General features: G+C 43.6%; 16 protein-coding genes. 8 read left to right on the forward strand and 8 right to left on the reverse strand.

Translation table 11 applies throughout. From position 1 onward, the window contains the following. Positions 1-172 precede the first annotated feature (172 nt). From N646_RS07280 to N646_RS07295, 4 genes are read left to right on the forward strand one after another with little or no spacing between them, the layout of a single operon-like run. Positions 173-1,102, forward strand: a complete 930-nt coding sequence (locus N646_RS07280) for a hypothetical protein (RefSeq protein ID WP_005391691.1) — start codon at positions 173-175, stop codon at positions 1,100-1,102. Between the two features lie 20 nt (positions 1,103-1,122). Beyond that, the gene (locus N646_RS07285) at positions 1,123-1,446 is read left to right on the forward strand and encodes a hypothetical protein (protein ID WP_005380167.1); all 324 of its coding nucleotides are present in this window, start codon (positions 1,123-1,125) and stop codon (positions 1,444-1,446) included. Between the two features lie 5 nt (positions 1,447-1,451). Further along, positions 1,452-2,129, forward strand: a complete 678-nt coding sequence (locus tag N646_RS07290) for a C39 family peptidase (RefSeq protein WP_005380165.1) — start codon at positions 1,452-1,454, stop codon at positions 2,127-2,129. A 54-nt stretch (positions 2,130-2,183) separates the two neighbouring features. Then, positions 2,184-2,750 (forward strand): hypothetical protein, encoded by a 567-nt coding sequence (locus tag N646_RS07295; protein WP_005380163.1) that lies wholly within the window; start codon positions 2,184-2,186, stop codon positions 2,748-2,750. A 224-nt stretch (positions 2,751-2,974) separates the two neighbouring features. On the opposite strand, the gene N646_RS07300 is transcribed toward N646_RS07295, so the two are convergent. After that, the gene (locus N646_RS07300; protein ID WP_005380160.1) at positions 2,975-3,970 is read right to left on the reverse strand and encodes a transporter; all 996 of its coding nucleotides are present in this window, start codon (positions 3,968-3,970) and stop codon (positions 2,975-2,977) included. 477 nt (positions 3,971-4,447) lie between these two features. Between N646_RS07300 and N646_RS07305 the strand changes: the two genes are divergently transcribed. Then, positions 4,448-6,139 (forward strand): AMP-binding protein, encoded by a 1,692-nt coding sequence (locus N646_RS07305; RefSeq protein ID WP_021034023.1) that lies wholly within the window; start codon positions 4,448-4,450, stop codon positions 6,137-6,139. A gap of 68 nt (positions 6,140-6,207) precedes the next feature. Here the strand turns inward: N646_RS07305 and N646_RS23670 are convergent, their stop codons facing one another. Then, a complete protein-coding gene (locus N646_RS23670) occupies positions 6,208-6,417 on the reverse strand; it encodes a DUF1127 domain-containing protein (protein WP_005380156.1) in 210 nt (69 codons plus the stop codon). A 97-nt stretch (positions 6,418-6,514) separates the two neighbouring features. Between N646_RS23670 and N646_RS07310 the strand changes: the two genes are divergently transcribed. Continuing rightward, positions 6,515-7,462, forward strand: coding sequence for a LysR substrate-binding domain-containing protein (locus N646_RS07310; protein ID WP_017820432.1), 948 nt, complete (start codon positions 6,515-6,517; stop codon positions 7,460-7,462). A 118-nt stretch (positions 7,463-7,580) separates the two neighbouring features. On the opposite strand, the gene fusA is transcribed toward N646_RS07310, so the two are convergent. Together fusA and radA are read right to left on the reverse strand one after the other, a co-directional pair. After that, positions 7,581-9,671 carry an elongation factor G gene (gene fusA / locus N646_RS07315; RefSeq protein WP_005386444.1) on the reverse strand — a complete coding sequence of 697 codons (2,091 nt, stop codon included), beginning with the start codon at positions 9,669-9,671 and terminating at the stop codon, positions 7,581-7,583. A gap of 215 nt (positions 9,672-9,886) precedes the next feature. Then, positions 9,887-11,266: a DNA repair protein RadA gene (radA, locus tag N646_RS07320; protein ID WP_005386443.1), complete on the reverse strand. Its 1,380-nt coding sequence runs from the start codon at positions 11,264-11,266 to the stop codon at positions 9,887-9,889. 136 nt (positions 11,267-11,402) lie between these two features. On the opposite strand from radA, the gene N646_RS07325 reads away from it, so the two are divergent. Further along, positions 11,403-13,751 (forward strand): PilZ domain-containing protein, encoded by a 2,349-nt coding sequence (locus N646_RS07325; RefSeq protein ID WP_017820431.1) that lies wholly within the window; start codon positions 11,403-11,405, stop codon positions 13,749-13,751. 64 nt (positions 13,752-13,815) lie between these two features. Here N646_RS07325 and serB read toward each other — a convergent pair whose 3' ends face one another. Then, positions 13,816-14,796 (reverse strand): phosphoserine phosphatase, encoded by a 981-nt coding sequence (gene serB, locus N646_RS07330; protein ID WP_005386439.1) that lies wholly within the window; start codon positions 14,794-14,796, stop codon positions 13,816-13,818. A 91-nt stretch (positions 14,797-14,887) separates the two neighbouring features. Between serB and N646_RS07335 the strand changes: the two genes are divergently transcribed. Continuing rightward, on the forward strand, positions 14,888-15,493 hold the full coding sequence (locus N646_RS07335) for a YtjB family periplasmic protein (RefSeq protein WP_005391677.1): 606 nt from the start codon (positions 14,888-14,890) through the stop codon (positions 15,491-15,493). A gap of 95 nt (positions 15,494-15,588) precedes the next feature. On the opposite strand, the gene deoD is transcribed toward N646_RS07335, so the two are convergent. From deoD to deoA, 3 genes are all read right to left on the reverse strand, one after another. Continuing rightward, the gene (gene deoD / locus N646_RS07340) at positions 15,589-16,308 is read right to left on the reverse strand and encodes a purine-nucleoside phosphorylase (RefSeq protein ID WP_005380140.1); all 720 of its coding nucleotides are present in this window, start codon (positions 16,306-16,308) and stop codon (positions 15,589-15,591) included. A gap of 143 nt (positions 16,309-16,451) precedes the next feature. Beyond that, complete coding sequence (locus N646_RS07345; protein ID WP_017820430.1) at positions 16,452-17,672, reverse strand: phosphopentomutase; 1,221 nt, start codon at positions 17,670-17,672, stop codon at positions 16,452-16,454. A 65-nt stretch (positions 17,673-17,737) separates the two neighbouring features. Next, positions 17,738-19,069, reverse strand: a complete 1,332-nt coding sequence (deoA, locus tag N646_RS07350; protein WP_017820429.1) for a thymidine phosphorylase — start codon at positions 19,067-19,069, stop codon at positions 17,738-17,740. Between the last annotated feature and the right edge of the window lie 65 nt (positions 19,070-19,134).

A 19,134-nucleotide genomic window follows, 5' to 3' on the forward strand; every position in this document is an offset into this window, starting at 1 on the left:
AAAGAGACGCACCTAAATACTCCCTTCCAGCCTGAATCATTCTCAATAATGAGAACAGCTTTCACTGATCCTTTCTTATAATTTCATCGCTTCCCACAACATTTGAAGGAAGCAGCAAGAAGTTAAGTGCAGTCATTTTTAATCAGGAATAACAGGAAATGGAGTAATCGTTATGACTCTAAACAAAACAGGGCTTGCTTTAGCAATGTCAGCAATTTTATTTAGTGGCTCTCTAATCGCGAATGAGATCGATGATGGAGACGACAACATGCAATGGACTGACAGCGCTAATACCGATATCGGTTTATCTGGCAGCTTCAATGATAACAGTGACAATAGCGCATCTCTCGGTGTTGGTGATAGCTTCAACGACAACAGCGATAATAGTGCGTCACTAGGTATTGGTCATAGCTTCAACGACAACAGCGACACTGACAACAGTGCAACTCTTGGTGTTGATGACAGCTTTAATAACAACAGCGACAACTCAAACTCGAGCACTAACACAGCTCAAAGCCACAACGACAATAGTACGTCTAACGCTAACGACAACAGTACCAGTGCTGATCTTGATGTGAGCCTAAATAGTGATAGTAGTGATTCAAGTACTAACACAAATAGAAGCCACAACGACAACAGCGACTCTAGTACTACTGTAAGACGTAGCAACAACGACAACAGTGACTCTAGTATCAACAGTAGCTTTAACGATAACAGCGATAATCGTAATCAAAGCGACAACCGTAACCAGAGTGATAACCGTAGCTACGCTGATTCAAGCACAACAAACTCGAACAGCTTTAACGACAATAGTAACTATCAAAGTGACTCGAGCTCAACAAATGTTGATAGCTTCAATCAAGTCCATATGGATACAGATATGGTTGTTGCGAGCTCAAGCCTAATGGGTGGTGTTACAGGTGCATCAGTTATTTATGCAACTAACGCGGATGATACTCGAGTTCGAGTTGAAAACATGAACACCCTTGGTGGTCTTGGTGGTGCGGCTGGTATTACTACCGTTGGTCAGAATGCTGGTTCAAATTCACTTGTACAACAATCTGTTACAACTAATGCAAGTGTGTTTACTGGGGGTGAGTAACCGACTAGTAGGAGAAAGCGATGCGTTTGGCAATCTGTACTTTGAGTATGATAGTTGCCTGCACTGCACTCGCTGATGACATTGCATTATCTGGCGGAGAAGTTAGCTTGGATATCATGAATGAATCAAGAGGTGGACAAAATGTTGAACTCGACTTGGTTTATGCAGAATCAGATATCAATGGTATTTCGTCAGATAATGTCGCGTCAAACACCGTGAGTGGTAACAATATACTATCAAGTGGAGCGTTCGCAGACAGTTCGGGTATATCCAACGTAATTCAGAACAGCGGAAACAACGTTTTAATCCAGAACTCTACCGTCGTTAACCTGACACTCAAGTAAACAATATGAAAGTATTAAATAACTTAATTTGGCTGATGCTCGTTTATTCAGCATCAGCCATTTCATTAGAACTGCTACCTTACCGAGCACATTACTCTGTTCCTGTTAAAAGCTACAAAGAAATAGTGTTCGGTGATGTTTTTCGCCAACAGTATGACTTCAGCTGTGGCTCTGCCGCCCTGGCTTCTCTTCTCACTTTTCATTATGCAACAGAGTCATCTGAACAAGATATCTTCAAAAGCATGTTTGAAAAAGGTGATAAAGAAAAAATCAAAGAGAAAGGTTTTTCTTTGTTGGATATGAAGTTTTACTTGGATTCCATAGGGTTACGTTCTGACGGCTTTCAAGTAGGACTGGAGAAAATTAAAGAAGTCGGCGTCCCTGGGATTACTCTCGTTAATTTCGACGGGTATATGCATTTTGTTGTCATCAGAGGTATAAACAATCACTCAGTTATTCTAGGAGACCCTTCTAGAGGAACCATGATAATGAAACTGGATGAGTTTGAAAAATATTACCAAGGAATTGTGTTACTGGTCCGTAACGAAGCGGAAATGGGAAGGTCTAGCTTTATAACCAATGATAATTTCACCGTATATCAAAGATCACCATTAAAAACAGGAGTGTCTAGAGATTCCTTAGGGGTATTTAGCATTACTCTCCCAGTTTCCGGTGAAAATTAATATAACATTGTTTTAAATAACTTTAAGAAATTAACAACCTGAAAGGCCTACATTATGAACTACAATAAATTTTTGTTAGTGCTTTGTATGCTAATACCTCATTTTAATGTGAATGCTAAAGATGTTGGCCTGCAAGAACTTACTCCTCTTTCAAATTTATCTTTAGAAGAATATCGAGGTGGCTTCCAAATTACGGATGAGTATATTATTAATATTGGATTAAGCATTACTACGACTATAAATGGCGATGATATTTTGAACACAAACATTGCCAACTTAGTAATTGAAAATGGTAATTTAAAAAACATTAGCGCAAATAGTGAAAATCAAAGTGGAGATATTTTCAACCAGGGTATTGTTAACATCATACAATTTGGTGAAGGAAATATTATTGGAGATGATTCTATAGATTCACCCAAAATGCCTTCGTCTCAAAATCCTAATATAATAAGTTCAGACTTTATAAATTCAAGTATTATCAATATTATTCAAAACACGAAAGATAACAGTATTATTGGACTTAGCACGCTCGTAGACATTGATGCTCAAGTAAATGGGGTAATACGGGAAATCAAAGCAAACCAACAATTAGAAGACGCCTTATTGAACCACCTTCAATGAGCATTTCCATTTTTATCTGAAAAATTGTCACGTTAAGCTTCTTTGATATTAGAAACGACTGATATCTATGATTACATACCAAAAGAAAGGTAGATATATCAATAGGCCACCATCATTTTAAGAATATATACCTACTTTATCCAATATAATCCAATCAATTTATAATGCGAACACTAGGCGCTAACGATAAATTAGGCCCAAGACTCAAGGGCCTAATATCCATTTTACAAATTAAAAGGTACTCGTACTGTTAATTGAAAGTCGGGAGTATCTTCTGTAAGACCAGCTTGAGCACTAACATTGATAGATGAGCGTTCACTAAAGGCATAGTTTATACCAAAAGTTAATGCATCTAATTGAAGCAACTTAGCATCATCTGCCGATCTGCCATTTACTTTGCTTTTTAAAATAGTTTTATGGCTAAGTCCTAAAGAGAATGAAAGATCAGGATTCACCGCAAACCCCATTCCTCCTGAAAGAGAAATAGTGTCTCCAAGTTCAACATCAGCTTTTGTGTCGCCAACTGTAACAGTATCCTCTAAGTTATAAATATAACTTAGACTAGCGAACAAGACCGCAGGATCAACAGGGTGAATAAGAGATAAATTAGGCTCAAAACTCCAAAAACCCGAACCTGTAGGGACATCACTAAATGAGTTGCTTCCATCTTCAATAGAAACATCATAAGGCGATCGTCCTGTATCCGACTTTACTCTAAGGCCACCTACCCAGTATGGCGCAGACTCAAAGTTAAACTGGTGCCTCAATGCGAACTCTACATCACCAAGCCCTCCGCCATCCACCGTTGTGTTTACTACTTCACTGTTTGAACCATCTTGAATGGGGCGCGTAGAAACTTGGTCATTACGATACACATACGGCACTCTAACTTCTAACTCTGTGGCGTTTGTTAAACCGTACCGAGCAGTTAATCCAACGGTTACTGTAGTCCTATCCGAATCACTCACTTCAATTCGCCCAACAATCAGAGTTGGTAAGACTGTATACCCAACAACAGATACTTTGTTTGAAGAGTTTTGTGTATAGCTTAAAGACGAATCAAATGACCATTTACCTTTAGGTGTGAGAACGCCTGGGCGCTCAATAACATCACCAACCGTTTGGGCGCGCTGAGGAATATCATCTCCTTCAGCACCATATGCATTCCCCGCAATGAATAAACTACAAAGATAGGTACCCAGTAAAGTCTTCCGTAACATCACATCTTTCCTTTTGCTGATGATCGTACCCAAGTAATCTCAGGCAATAGCTTGAGGTGAAGCTCCTAACTTTCCAAAGTAAGATTAGTATAGCTACTTCAAAACCACGACATACCTTTAAGTTTGGCGCTTTGAAGAAATTAGGAGACATTTATACTTATCTTCAACACTAAGCCACTAGTTAATAAATAATTAGGATAGATTCTATGTTTTCGCAATATTATTAATAAAATAAATTGCTTACCTGTGCTCTTAGTATGAAGTCGATATGACATAACAGCTGAAAAGCCTGTTCTCTTTTGCGTAGCATCAATCACATTGCTTTTTTAGATCGAGTCGCTCCGACTTCAACCATAACTAACGCTATCTTCCCCACATATTTCATCAAAATGCATTCCCGTGTCGCGATTTAACATGCTAAAGTTAACAATGCGTTAACAATTATAAATACAATGAGAAGACATGGAGTCACTTAAAATGAATCAGCCGAATCTAAATAGCGCTGCTGGTTGCGCTCTCCCACCACCAAATGAAATGATCCTCAAATGGGCTCAAGAGCGTCCAAATGAGGTCTACCTAAAACAAATTATTAACCGACAATTTGTTGAGTACACATTCTCTGATGTTGCAGATCAAGCCTTAAAACTTGTCAGCGCACTACGCTCACTTGGTGTAAAGCCTGGCGACAAAGTCGCATTAGTATCTAAAAACTGTGCAGAATGGTTTATTTGCGATCTTGCTATGATGCTTGGTGACTATGTCAGTGTGCCAATCTTTCCTACCGCCGGTGCAGACACCATCGAATACTGTGTGACTCATAGTGAAAGTAAAGCGATCATTGGCGGAAAACTCGATGATCCCAAAGCAACTCAGCAAGTCATTGATGCTATGCCTGAACTCATTAGCATCGCTCTACCTTATGACACGGCACCAAAGTGTAAGCACGAATACCAAGCGCTCATTGCTGATGCAGTGCCAAGTAAAGAGCGTCCGCAGCATTACGATGACAAGCTAATGTCGTTGGTGTATACCTCAGGCACATCAGGGTTACCGAAAGGCGCGATGCTAACTTACGGCGCATTCAGTTGGTCTGTTCAGCAACTGATCAATCATATTGGTATCCAAGAAAACGACCGATTGTTCTCTTATTTACCGCTCGCTCATATTACAGAGCGTGTTTATATCTTCGGTTCATCGATTATGGGTGGCGTGCCAACAGCATTTCCAGAGTCACTGGACACTTTTATCGAAGATGTGAAGATGCACCGACCAACTCTGTTTATCTCCGTCCCACGATTATGGACGCTATTCCAGCAACGTATTCAAGACAAACTTCCACAGAAGAAGCTCAATATTCTGTTGAAAATCCCATTCGTCAATTCTTTGATCAAGAAAAAGCTAGCAGATGGTCTAGGTTTAGATCAGGCTCGAGTATTAGGCTGTGGCTCTGCACCTGTCTCGCCAGCGCTGTTGGAATGGTACCACTCAGTGGGCCTTGATATCACAGAGGCTTGGGGGATGACGGAATCATTTGCCTACTGCACGCTCAACTACCCATTTAGAGCTGACAAAATCGGTAGTGTCGGTAATGCAGGACCAGGCATTGAGTTAAAAATCGCAGCTGATGATGAAATCATGGTGCGTGGCAAAGGGCTATTTTCTGGCTACTACAAAAATGACATTGCCACCCAAGAGTCTTTTGATTCAGAGGGCTGGCTACACACAGGCGATATCGGCGCTATCGACTCAGATGGTTATCTAACGATTCAAGGCCGTAAAAAAGATAACTTCAAAACCGCCAAAGGTAAATTTGTCTCTCCGGTTCCTATCGAGAAAAAGCTTTTCGAGTACAGTCGCGTAGAGATGATGTGTCTCATCGGTTTAGGGCTACCCGCTCCGATTCTTTTGGTTGTGCCACATGACTTCCCTAACTTTGATCGAGAGCGATACGCACGTACCACACGTAAAGTTATTGCCAGGATGAATCAAGAACTCGCCTCTCATGAGCAAATCAAAGGTGTGTTAATGATTAAAGAACCTTGGAGTATAGAAAATGGCGTACTGACGCCAACGCTTAAAATTAAACGTCATGTGCTCGAACAAAAGTATCATGAGATAGGCCACAATTGGCCAAAAGATGAATTGGTCGTGTGGGAAGAAGACTTGTAATTTTGCTTGCACTCCTCAACACCATTGGGGAGTGCAACTTAACTTTGAGCTTGAATCAAACTCATAAACTACTCTCTCCAGAATGGCTTACTCACTTCACAACTAATCTCCCTTTCACCTAACCCAATATCGTCCCAAAGGTGCTTTGGTAACTCTCTCAAGTGACGACGTGTCTTATAGTTCCTTCTCCAAGCCGCCAGTTTAGAATAAATTAACTGTAACCCGCTCTGATGGGCAGTAGGTATAGTACGCTCACAAGTGTGTGTCATGTTTTCCATTTCAAAGATCCCTATACAATGTTGACCACTTAATAATCAGCGACTACGCTGATATCCTCAAACGATAGAATCTGCCATAGAGTTAAGGAAAACTAATGTGAAAGATCGAATGCCTCCCTTACAGGGCTTGTATTACTTTTTCGTTGCAGCAAAGGAAGGAAGCTTTAAAACGGCAGCAAAAGAACTGTTTGTTACGCCAGCGGCCATTAGTCAGCAAATTCGTCATTTAGAAGAGTTCTTAGGCACGGACCTATTTGTTCGTCAGCACAGAAAAATCGTGCTCACACCTGAGGGAGAGCTACTGTTTAGTCAGGCAGAAAGAGGGTTTGCTCATTTGCAGCAAGGGGTTAGATTAGTCAATCAAGATCCAAACCCGAACCACCTTTCGATATCAACACTCCCCTCTTTCGCTCATCATTGGTTAGTCCCGAAAATTACGGCTTTTCGTCAGCGTCACCCTGATATCGCCTTGCTATTAGAACCAACCAATGATTTGGTGTCTTTTCAAGATAGCCAGATAGATTTATGTGTTCGTTACGGTTTAGGAAAGTACCCCAATTTAGAATCACAATGGCTAATGGACGAAGCTTTTTATCCAGCTTGTCATCCGGTGTACCAGAAAGAGCACGGGATCTATAACATCGAGGATTTAAGCAAAGCTGAGCTGATTGAAGATGTTTGGCCTGATCTTGATTGGAATATGTGGTTAGCAACCTTGGGTCACTGCGCAGCAAAGCCTACCTTAAAATACAGTGGATCACATCTCGTGCTTGAGGCTGCACTATCACTTCAAGGCGTGGCATTAGTAAAACACAGTTTAGCTCATCAATATTTTCGTTCTGGCAAATTGGTCCGAATTGGAGATATCGCTATCAAGCCCAACTTTGCGTATTACTTGTGTGCGCCAAAAGGCTACTTAAAAAGACCTAAAGCTCAATTGTTTGCGCAATGGTTGAAGGAAGAAATAGAAATATTTGAAAAGTCAGTGGTACCAGACTTTAAGACCATTGACCTAAAAGGCAACAGCACTAGAACGGCATCATAACAATCATCAAAACAAACGCTAAATAGGAATAAAACAAACACGCTCTGCGTATAAGACTGCTAAATACAAAAAGCCCCGCACTAAGCGGGGCTTTCAAGTTATAGAGTTAACTTAAGAATTACTTCTTAGCATTACGCTCTTTAACGTCAGCAATTACTTGCTCTGCAACGTTTGTTGGACATGGTGCGTAGTGTGAGAACTCCATAGAGAACTGACCACGACCAGAAGTCATAGTACGTAGAGTACCGATGTAACCAAACATTTCTGATAGAGGTACATCACCCTTGATACGTACGCCAGTAGAAGCTGCTTGTTGGTCTTTGATCATACCACGACGACGGTTAAGGTCACCGATTACGTCACCAACGTGATCTTCTGGAGTGAACACGTCAACTTTCATGATTGGCTCAAGAAGTTGCGCGCCAGCTTTAGGCATAGACTGACGGAATGCACCTTTCGCTGCGATTTCGTAAGCGATAGCTGAAGAGTCAACTGCGTGGAAACCACCGTCGAATAGTTCAACTTCAACGTCTAGAGTAGGGAAGCCAGCTAGAACACCGTGCTCCATCATTGACGCAAAGCCTTTCTCAACTGCAGGCCAGAATTCTTTAGGTACGTTACCACCAACAACTGTTGATTTGAACGTGAAGCCAGAGTTTGGCTCACCTGGTTTGATGCGGTAGTCGATCTTACCGAACTGACCAGAACCACCAGACTGTTTCTTGTGCGTGTAGCTATCTTCGATTGCTTGAGTGATAGTTTCACGGTAAGCAACCTGTGGAGCACCAACTTCTAGCTCAACGCCGTAAGTACGCTTAAGGATATCTACCTTGATGTCTAGGTGAAGTTCACCCATACCTTTCAGGATAGTTTCGCCTGAATCTTCATCAGTCTCAACTTGGAATGATGGATCTTCTGCAACCATTTTACCGATCGCGATACCCATCTTCTCAGAACCGCCTTTATCTTTAGGCTTAACTGCGATAGAGATTACTGGATCTGGGAAGATCATTGGCTCAAGAGTACATTCGTGCTTAGGATCACATAGAGTGTGACCAGTTTGAACGTTCTTCATACCAACTACAGCGATGATGTCACCAGCTTGTGCTGAATCGATTTCGTTACGCTCGTCCGCGTGCATCTCAACCATACGGCCGATACGCTCTGTTTTACCAGTTGCAGAGTTAAGGATTGTGTCACCTTTCTTCATCTTACCAGAGTAGATGCGGATAAAGGTTAGAGCACCGAAGCGGTCATCCATGATCTTAAATGCAAGAGCACGTAGTGGCTCGTCTGCAGATACAGTCGCAACTTCACCAGTTGGCTCACCAGTCTCTGAATCAGTTAGAGGCTGTGGATCAACTTCTGTTGGAGATGGTAGGTAATCAATTACCGCGTCAAGAATAAGTTGGATACCTTTGTTCTTGTACGCTGAACCACAGTAAGTTGGGAAGAATGCTAGATCACGAGTACCTTTACGGATACAACGTTTGATGTCTTCTAGAGATGGCTCTTCGCCTTCTTCTAGGTAAGCCATCATTAGATCTTCGTCTTGCTCTAGAGCAGTTTCGATTAGCATTTCACGGTATTCAGCAGCTTTCTCTACCATGTCTGCTGGAATATCTTGAACTTCGTAGTTCTCTGGTTGGCCAGACTCATCCCATACGTAAGCTTGTTGGCTTAGTACGTCTACAACACCTACGAAATCTTCTTCGATACCGATAGGTAGAGTCATAACTAGAGGTGTAGCACCTAGTACGTTCTGTACTTGATCTACAACTTTGTAGAAATCTGCGCCCATACGGTCTAGTTTGTTAACGAAGATCAGACGTGATACGTGTGATTCGTCAGCGTAACGCCAGTTAGTTTCTGACTGAGGCTCAACACCACCAGAACCACAGAATACACCGATACCACCGTCAAGTACTTTTAGAGAACGGTAAACTTCGATAGTGAAGTCAACGTGTCCAGGAGTATCGATGATGTTTAGACGGTGATCGTTCCAGAAACAAGTTGTTGCTGCAGACTGGATTGTGATACCACGCTCAGCTTCCTGCTCCATGAAGTCAGTAGTAGTTGAACCGTCGTGAGTGTCACCGATCTTATGGATCTTACCAGTTAGCTTTAGGATACGCTCTGTAGAGGTAGTTTTACCCGCGTCTACGTGAGCAAAAATACCAATGTTTCTGTATTTTGATAAATCAGTCATTGTCTTACTCTGTTAATAAGGTATAAAGTGCGCGCAGAGTATATCACATTCTGTCAATACTGATACCCTTGCGTGCGGATGGAAGAAAAAAAATTTTAACGTGAAATTTCCGTCCCCAAAGCATAGTCAAACACAGCAATTTATGTACTTTATTCGCATTTTATTGAGGACGGATAGAACAGTTTGTGATTGCACAAATACCATTCTTATGAGCATTACAGCTCGTCAAAAGCCTCTATCGCTTCCGACAATTTCTTAACGCCGTGAATTTGCATGCCAGGGATGCCACCTTTCGGCATGTTGGCTGCTGGCACGATGGCTTTCTTGAAACCATGTTTGAACGCTTCATTCAAACGCTCTTGCCCACTTGGCACTGGACGGATTTCGCCCGCAAGCCCTACCTCACCAAAAATCACCACATCTTTAGGGAGTGGACGGTCACGAAAACTCGATAAAAGCGCCATAACTAAAGCAAGATCAGCGCTTGTCTCCGTCACCTTAACACCGCCAACCACATTAACAAAGACATCTTGGTCTGCCATTTGTAAGCCACCATGCTTATGCAACACAGCGAGCAAAAGTGATAGGCGGTTCTGCTCCAAGCCGACCGCAACACGACGAGGGTTGGCTAACTGCGAGTAATCCACCAGCGCTTGAATCTCTACTAGTAGAGGGCGCGTGCCTTCCCAAACCACCATGACTGAAGAGCCTGATGTTTCTTCTTCACCACGAGAAAGGAAGATTGCTGATGGGTTACTCACTTCCTTCAACCCTTGGCCTGTCATTGCAAAGACACCAAGCTCATTCACAGCGCCAAAACGGTTTTTATGACTACGCAAAGTGCGGAATCGGCTATCCGTTCCACCATCGAGTAGTACCGAACAGTCGATAATGTGTTCAAGAACTTTGGGGCCCGCAAGGGTACCATCTTTTGTTACATGACCAACAATAAATACCGCAACATTATTCTGTTTTGCGTATCGTGTCAGAGCCGTCGCAGATTCACGTACCTGAGCAACACTGCCAGGCGACGATTGAACATCAGAAACGTGCATCACCTGAATCGAGTCTATTACCATTATACGAGGCTGCTCTTTTTCGGCGATTTGGCAAATTTTGTCGACGTTCGTTTCCGATAGCATTTTTAAATGATCTTTCGGCAAGCCTAATCGGGAAGCACGCATTGCCACCTGCTGTAACGACTCTTCACCGGTTACGTAAAGCGTTGGCATTTGCGCAGATAAACTACACATGGTTTGCAACAGAAGGGTTGATTTACCAGCGCCAGGGTTACCACCAATCAAAATTGCGGCACCTGGCACAACACCACCACCCAATACGCGGTCAAGCTCTTTAAACCCACTGGTGAAGCGAGGTACTTCTTGCAGATCAATTTCGGATAGCGTTTGAACCGTTGCTTCTGTTGCGGAACCAGCGTAGCCACTTAAGCGTTCGTTGCGAGCAACGGTTGGCGATGCAGCGATACGTACTTCTGTTATCGTATTCCATGCACCACATGCGTTACACTGCCCCTGCCAACGGGGAAAGTCCGCGCCACAATCATTACAAACATACGCTCGTTTTGCTTTCGCCATGATGCCTCAATTTTTTCTACAAATGTGACTAAGCACAGCCAAGTCAGACCTGAACTGAAATGAACTATTGATATACTTAAGTATTACTTCGCTTAGCCGATACAATTTAAAGTAACGACATACTCTAACAGAAATAATGCAGCAATCTGAAATTCTCTCGCTCGCAGAACGACTCATTCCCGTTTACGGTACGAATGACTTTGACTTTGTCCTTGGCCAACTGACCGAGGAAGAGCCGCCTTCGGCCAAAATTTTGGTTAAAATGGAACTTAACCGCTTAATGGCTCCATGCAAAAAAAGTATTGATTTGCGAGGTCGCGTTCAAGGCGAATGTCGCGAGTATATTTTGGATGGTATTCCACATTGGTTGGATGATGTTGCTTTCAACGCTTACCATAAAAACATCAAAAAGTTTGGCTGCTACACGGAAGGAATGTGGGAAGCATTGGTCAACACGCGAAATAACTTTCGCGTAATGAGCAAGCGCCTTACTCAGCAAAAAACGCAATCGTTAACGGATCCTAAAAGCCCGTTCTTAGCAGAACCCGTTCACCTAGGCTACGATTTAAAGCGCCAAGAAAAACGCTTGAAAGTCCAATCTCAAGTTGAAATTTGCCGTTCTAAAGGACAGCTTCTTCATGGATTAAGCATTGATTTATCTAGCTCTGGCGCAAAGTTCAAAGTCCCTAGCGCATTTAAATATAACCTTGGGGAAATTATTCAGGTCACGTTTACTGAATTTGCCAGCAAATCTAACGTTGCAGGTATAGAGAAACCGCTTGCATACCGCATACTCGCGGTTGATGACTGTTACGAAAATGACTCAGTTCGATACCTCAGAACCATACGCTTAACTGATACCAATGTCGTCACCAGAGTGATAGATGAAGCGCTCAACAGTGCTGTTAAAAGGGCTCGTCACGACAATCAAGACAAGATTATTCGAGCTCGAACTCGCGGTTATGAGCACATCGCACTAAAGCACACCAGCAGCTTGCCTCTATTCTTTGATGGTAGTGACCTAAAATTAGCAATGTTAACGCCAAACAATCAAAAGCTTTGGCAATACTGGCACGATGAGAGAAACCAGCAAATGTTTGGTTCCTTATTCAACGAGCAACGCATCGCGTCACTCATTAAGCCTGGTGTTAAAGGAACAACCAATGTCCTTTATTCATTTACTCACGAGCACGAGAATCGAACCTATTTCTATTCGATGTTTCGCCCAGAAGCAACTCGCGAACAGCGCCAGCTATTTTGGCATTTAGGTGGCAAACGAGAGAGTTGGCGCGCCTTTAGAATTTCAATCTTTGAACTATCAGAGCAAGAACAGGAAGACCTAGCAGCATTCTCTCCAGAGTTGGCAGAAACGTCTCAATCACTGACCCATATTGGTATTTTGCAAGAAATTGCTGACGAAAAGTCAGGGCAGGATTACCTGCTAACTGAAAAGCCGCGCTTACCCGCTAATACATTAAACGCGTTTCGCCATCCGAGAAGAGTTATCGGCAATCCAAAGGGCATTTATTTTGATGCAAAGTCTCGTCGAAAAGAGCCTCGTTATCGTTTTAAAACACCTTTAGAGTTGTACTCAGGACAGACTAAAACAGGCGGCAGTACTGTTGACCTTTCCAAACGAGGACTCGGAATTAGGCTAAGTGAGCCCACGATGTTACGTTCTGGGCAAGAGGTAAGAATCAACTTTCGAGAATTACAACTCTACGATAAAAAATTGCCGTTAATGTCGGTGCCATACCGAGTAATTCGTGTAAGCCCAGACGGTTGTAGCGTGCAGCTAGTTATTGATGAAAGCAGCCAAACCATGAAGGTAATCGCTTTTTTCAACAGCATTATCGAGCACAATCAAGACAAGCTAATCCCGCAAAAAGAGACGCTACCAAGTAATGCTCTACTTGAAAGGCTACACTGCATGTTGCTCTCGCGTACGCTGAGCACGCCCATTTTTATCAGTAAGAGTACGTCATCTTCAATCAAAACCCCCGTTATCGGGGTGAACTTGCCGCTACCTAAACACATTGAGCTTTTTGCCCGTCTTGGGCATGACCAACTGTTGTCACTTGAACCTATCTTTAAAGGCCGGACAAGCACATTAATCGCAGAGCCAATAAAACGTGTAGAAGGTGCTCAAGCCAGACATCAGGATATCTACATAAGCGCCGCAAAAGTAGGCAATAAAATTACAGGCATTGAGTCAAAGCTTCATCAAGAGTTCAACAGCGTAAAAGAGCGGATTCAATTTATAAAGAAAGCGCGAATGATGGGTGACTTTTACGTGCTTCGCCTTTCTACTGCACCAATTTTCGATCCGATGACATCATTACTGCAACAAGATTTAAGTGACTTAACCCAATTTGGTGTACATCAAGCGAGCAAGTTAGAAAAAGAGTTGACGGCGCTCGTTGGTTACAGTGAATTTGAAGACATTACTGAAGAGGTTGTAATTAGATTGGAGTTAACCGAGTAAATTCAAAGTCATACCAAATTGAAAAAAAAACACCGCCTTTCTGGCGGTGTTTTTGAATGGATGGTTAAGGTTTAGCTTTCCAGCTGACCTTTTGCTGCTTCACCAATGCGCCAGATAAAATACAGAGCACACCGCCCAACCCAGCAAAGCGAATCGCAGATTGCGCTTGAGCTTCCACTTTTGGTTTTGCGTGATACGCAATCCCTAAGCCCGCCACCGACATCATCACAAGATCATTAGCGCCATCACCGACAGCGACCGTGTTGTGTTGCTCAATTTCATATTCATCCGCCAATTCCACTAGAATGTCTGACTTCATCTGCGCCGTTACCACGTCGCCAAGTACGTTACCCGTGAGTTTGCCGTCAATAATTTCTAATTGATTGGAACGAGCAAAATCTAGGTCGACTTTATCTTTGATGTAATCAGAGAAGTAAGTAAAACCACCTGAGGCAATCGCTGTTTTCCAGCCCAAGGCTTTCAACGTCGCAATTAGCGCTTCAAAGTCCGGCATGAATGGTAACTGGGAACGAACTTGTTCAAGAATTGATTCATCGGCACCTTTGAGCTTACCAACTCGCTGACGTAAACTTTGCTCAAAATCCAGCTCACCTTGCATGGCACGTTCAGTGACTTCAGCGACCTCATCCCCTACTCCTGCCAGTTTCGCGATTTCATCAATACACTCTATCTGGATCGCCGTTGAATCCATATCAAATACAATCAACCCTTGGGTTGATAGATCGGGCACTTCATTAAGCGAGGCGTAATCTAGGTTGAGACTTTGTAAGATCGTTTCATGTTGAGGAGTCAACTCTCCGGCCATCAGGGCTACTTCATATTGGCCAACTTTCCACGTTTCTAGTATCGGGTTGTAAAAGCCGGTGAAGAAATCAATGTCTTCGAAGTGACTTGGCGAAAGGTACTCAGCAAATACGATCCAGTTTGCTTTTGCTTTATCTAATTGGGAGGCAAATCGAGTCTCGGGTAATCGTTTTAAAAGTGTCGTATGTTTTCTGATAGGCAAGCTTTTTGACGCGTCCATGTATATAATCCCTTATGACTTTGCTAAAACGTTACCTCAACAAACTAAAAAGGCAAGTCTTTGTTTTATTTTAAATGGATGAGTAAAGAGCATGAGTGAATCTTTGTTCTCAGTAAGGAATGCCCTAAGAATTCTGGCACTAATCCTGCTGTGTGTGATGTTGTTTATCACAATAAAAAACAGTGTTGTGATCAGTAAGGGTAATGAGAAAATTCAAGCACAACAGCTTGAAACACTCACCAAAGTTTTGATTTCACAGGCGTCTCTTTCTGCCAGTGAGATGATTTTAACTAAAGATCAAGAACGATTACTTCAGCTAACAAACCAGCTAGCACAAGACCGTTTAGTGTTTGATGCAACAATCTACGATGCACAGGGTGTACGTTTAGCGTCTAGTGAAGAGGCATTATCGGTACGCGAAGTTCTTGGCCTGGATACGCCTTTGGCAACAGCTTCCATTGGTCGCCAGCAGTTGGTTGAACCAGTGTTTGCAGATGGTGCGCTTATCGGTTTTGTTCGCGTGACCTTTGAGACGGGCCGGGTGACGGCTATTTCTGACCACCACTATCGCAAGAGCGATCGTTATATGTACATGATGGTCTTAATGAGCTTTGTCTGTGGCATGTTGTTCATCTTGATTTTACGTCGACAACCGATACGTCGTAAAAAAGCGCCAAACCTGCTGCTAACCAAGTAACTAGGTAGCGCTAACAACTCATATAAAAACAGCCCGCAATGTGCGGGCTGTTTTTTTAGCTCTTGAGAGCGAAAAATAGAATGACTCTTCGTCGCTTACTCTTCGTCACCAAGCAATACTGAATCTAGTGCAATTAGCATCATGTCGTTGAATGTCGTTTGACGCTCGTCAGATGTAGTCTGTTCGCCAGTCTTGATATGATCAGAAACCGTACAGATTGTCAGAGCTTTTGCACCGTATTCTGCCGCAACACCGTAAATACCAGCCGCTTCCATTTCAACACCAACAATGCCGTACTTGTCCATTACATCGAACATTTCTGGATCTGGCGTGTAGAAAAGCTCTGCTGAGAATAGGTTACCAACTTTAACGTCAATACCGCGAGCTTTTGCAGCGTCTTCTGCCGCACGAACCATGTTGTAGTCTGCGATTGCCGCGAAGTCATGACCTTTAAAGCGGATACGGTTCACTTTAGAGTCAGTACATGCACCCATGCCGATCACAACATCACGCACTTTGATGTCTTCATTCACTGCGCCACAGCTGCCAACACGGATGATTTTCTTCACGCCGAAGTCTTTGATTAGTTCAGTCGCGTAAATCGAGCATGATGGGATACCCATACCGTGGCCCATTACCGAGATCTTACGGCCTTTGTATGTACCTGTGTAACCAAACATATTACGAACGTCACACACTTGAACGACATCTTCAAGGAAAGTCTCTGCGATGTATTTTGCACGTAGTGGATCACCAGGCATCAGTACGACGTCTGCAAATGCACCCATTTCAGCATTGATATGTGGAGTTGCCATTTTCTTTTCCTTAACCTTTCTCTAGCGCTCCGCGCTTAAGGCGATATAAGCCAGAGTATTCTCATTTCCGACAAGCAGCATTTACATACTGCAAACATAAAACTAGGAGCAATCAAGCTCCTAGTTTTCAAAAACCTAACTAATTATAGGAAGTTCTTACCGTAATCCATTGGAGAAGTACCGAAGTAACTTGCCAATGTTTGACCGATATCTGCGAATGTTTCGCGGCGGCCAAGAGAACCAGCTGGTACTTTTTGACCATAAACCAATACTGGGATGTGCTCACGAGTATGGTCAGTGCCTGGCCATGTTGGGTCACAGCCGTGGTCTGCCGTTAGGATAAGCACATCGTCTTCTTCCATAATCTCTAGCACTTCGTTGATGCGACCATCGAAGTACTCAAGTGCCGCCGCGTAACCCGCTACGTCACGACGGTGACCGTAAGCTGAGTCGAAGTCTACAAAGTTAGTGAATACGATCGTGTTGTCGCCCGCTTCTTTGATTTGCTCTAGCGTTGCTTCGAACAATGCAGGGATACCTGTCGCTTTCACTTTCTTAGTGATGCCGCAGTTTGCGTAGATATCAGCAATCTTACCAATAGAAACCACGTTGCCTTGCTTCTCATCAACGAGCTTCTGAAGAACCGTTGCTGATGGTGGCTCTACAGAAAGATCACGACGGTTACCTGTACGCTCAAATTGACCTTTACCAGCACCAACGAATGGGCGCGCGATAACACGACCAATGTTGTAATCTTCTAGCTCTTCACGTGCGATTTGGCAAAGCTCTAGTAGACGGTCTAGACCGAAAGTCTCTTCGTGACATGCGATTTGAAATACAGAGTCAGCAGACGTGTAGAAGATTGGTTTGCCAGTCTTCATGTGCTCTTCACCAAGATCGTCAAGAACTTGAGTACCAGATGCGTGGCAGTTACCCAGGAAACCGTCAAGACCTGCACGCTCAAGAATGCGGTCAGTCAATTCTTTCGGGAAGCTGTTTGCTTTGTCAGTGAAGTAACCCCAGTCAAACAAAACAGGAACACCTGCGATTTCCCAGTGACCAGACGGCGTGTCTTTACCTGAAGAAAGCTCTGCTGCATGACCGTATGCACCAATGATTTCAGCGTCTGCGTCTAGTCCAGGTGCGAAGCGACCTGTCGATTCTTTATGCGCCATTGCCAAACCAAGTTTCGATAGATTTGGAAGGCGAAGTGCACCTTGGCGATTGTCGTTATCTGCTAAGCCTTTTTCACATTGGTCAGCGATGTGACCTAGTGTGTCTGAACCTACATCACCAAATTCTTTAGCATCGGCAGTTGCACCGATACCGAATGAGTCTAGTACTAAAATAAATGCTCTTTTCATTGCTCGTTCCTTAGGCCCACTCGGCTTTTTATTATGGTTGAGTAGGCCTTGTGTAATTACTTGTTCTATTGGATATCTTCTGCACGAATTTGGCGGTAAACCTCTGGAGTTGGTGTGTATTCACCACCTACTTTGATTGCACTGCGCAGTGCTTTTGCCGCTTCTTCCCATTGCTCTTCAGTGCGAGCGTGGATAACCGCAAGAGGTTTATCACTGTCTGCGACCTCACCTAGGCGGATGAACTCGTCGAAACCAACTGCGTAGTCGATTTCATCAGTAGCAACTCGACGACCACCACCCATAGCAACCACAGCCATGCCGATAGCACGTGTATCCATTGCAGAGACAATGCCCGTTTCTGTTGCGTAAACTGGCTTGATGATTTCTGCTTTTTCTAAGTAGTTGTCGTAGTTTTCTACGAAGTCCGCAGGACCGCCTAAGCCAGCAACCATCTTGCCGAAGCACTCAGCCGCTTTGCCGTTATCCAGCACTTCCATCAGTTTTGCGCGTGCGTCTTCTGTGTTCTCAGCAAGCTTGCCAAGTACTAACATTTCAGCACATGAAGCCATGGTCACTTCAAGTAGACGAGGGTTACGGTATTCACCCGTTAAGAAACGAACCGCTTCACGAACTTCCACTGCGTTACCCGCTGAAGACGCCAATACTTGGTTCATGTCCGTAAGAATTGCCGTAGTCTTAGTGCCAGCACCGTTTGCTACCGCAACGATTGATTTTGCTAGCTCTTCAGACGCTTCGTAAGTTGGCATAAATGCACCTGAACCCACTTTTACGTCCATCACTAGCGATTCCAGACCCGCCGCCAGTTTCTTAGAAAGGATCGACGCCGTAATCAGGGAGATATTGTCTACCGTTGCGGTAATATCACGAGTCGCGTAAACACGCTTATCCGCAGGAGCAAGGTCACCAGTTTGACCGATGATCGCCACACCAGCGTCTTTGGTTACTTGACCAAAAACATCGTTGCTCGGCGTAATGTTGTAACCAGGGATAGATTCAAGTTTATCCAGCGTACCGCCTGTATGACCAAGACCGCGGCCAGAGATCATAGGTACGAAACCGCCACACGCTGCCACCATTGGGCCAAGCATTAAAGAAGTTACGTCACCCACACCACCGGTTGAGTGTTTGTCGACAATTGGACCACCGAAGTTCATGTGGCTCCAGTCGATAACCATGCCCGAATCACGCATTGCACACGTTAAGGCGATGCGCTCATCCATGGTCATTTCATTAAAGAAAATCGTCATAGCAAACGCCGCAATCTGACCTTCAGATACCGTGTTGTTCGCTACGCCTTGAATAAAGAAGTTGATTTCGTCTGCGGTAAGTACTTCACCGTCACGTTTTTTACGAATGATTTCTTGTGGTAAATACATTAGTGCCTCCCAAGCTCTTTTGAGCCATGGTTGTAGTAGGATAGAAGAGGTTTGGTAGCACCCGT

It is taken from the genome of Vibrio alginolyticus NBRC 15630 = ATCC 17749, assembly GCF_000354175.2.
Taxonomy (GTDB): Bacteria; Pseudomonadota; Gammaproteobacteria; order Enterobacterales; family Vibrionaceae; genus Vibrio; species Vibrio alginolyticus.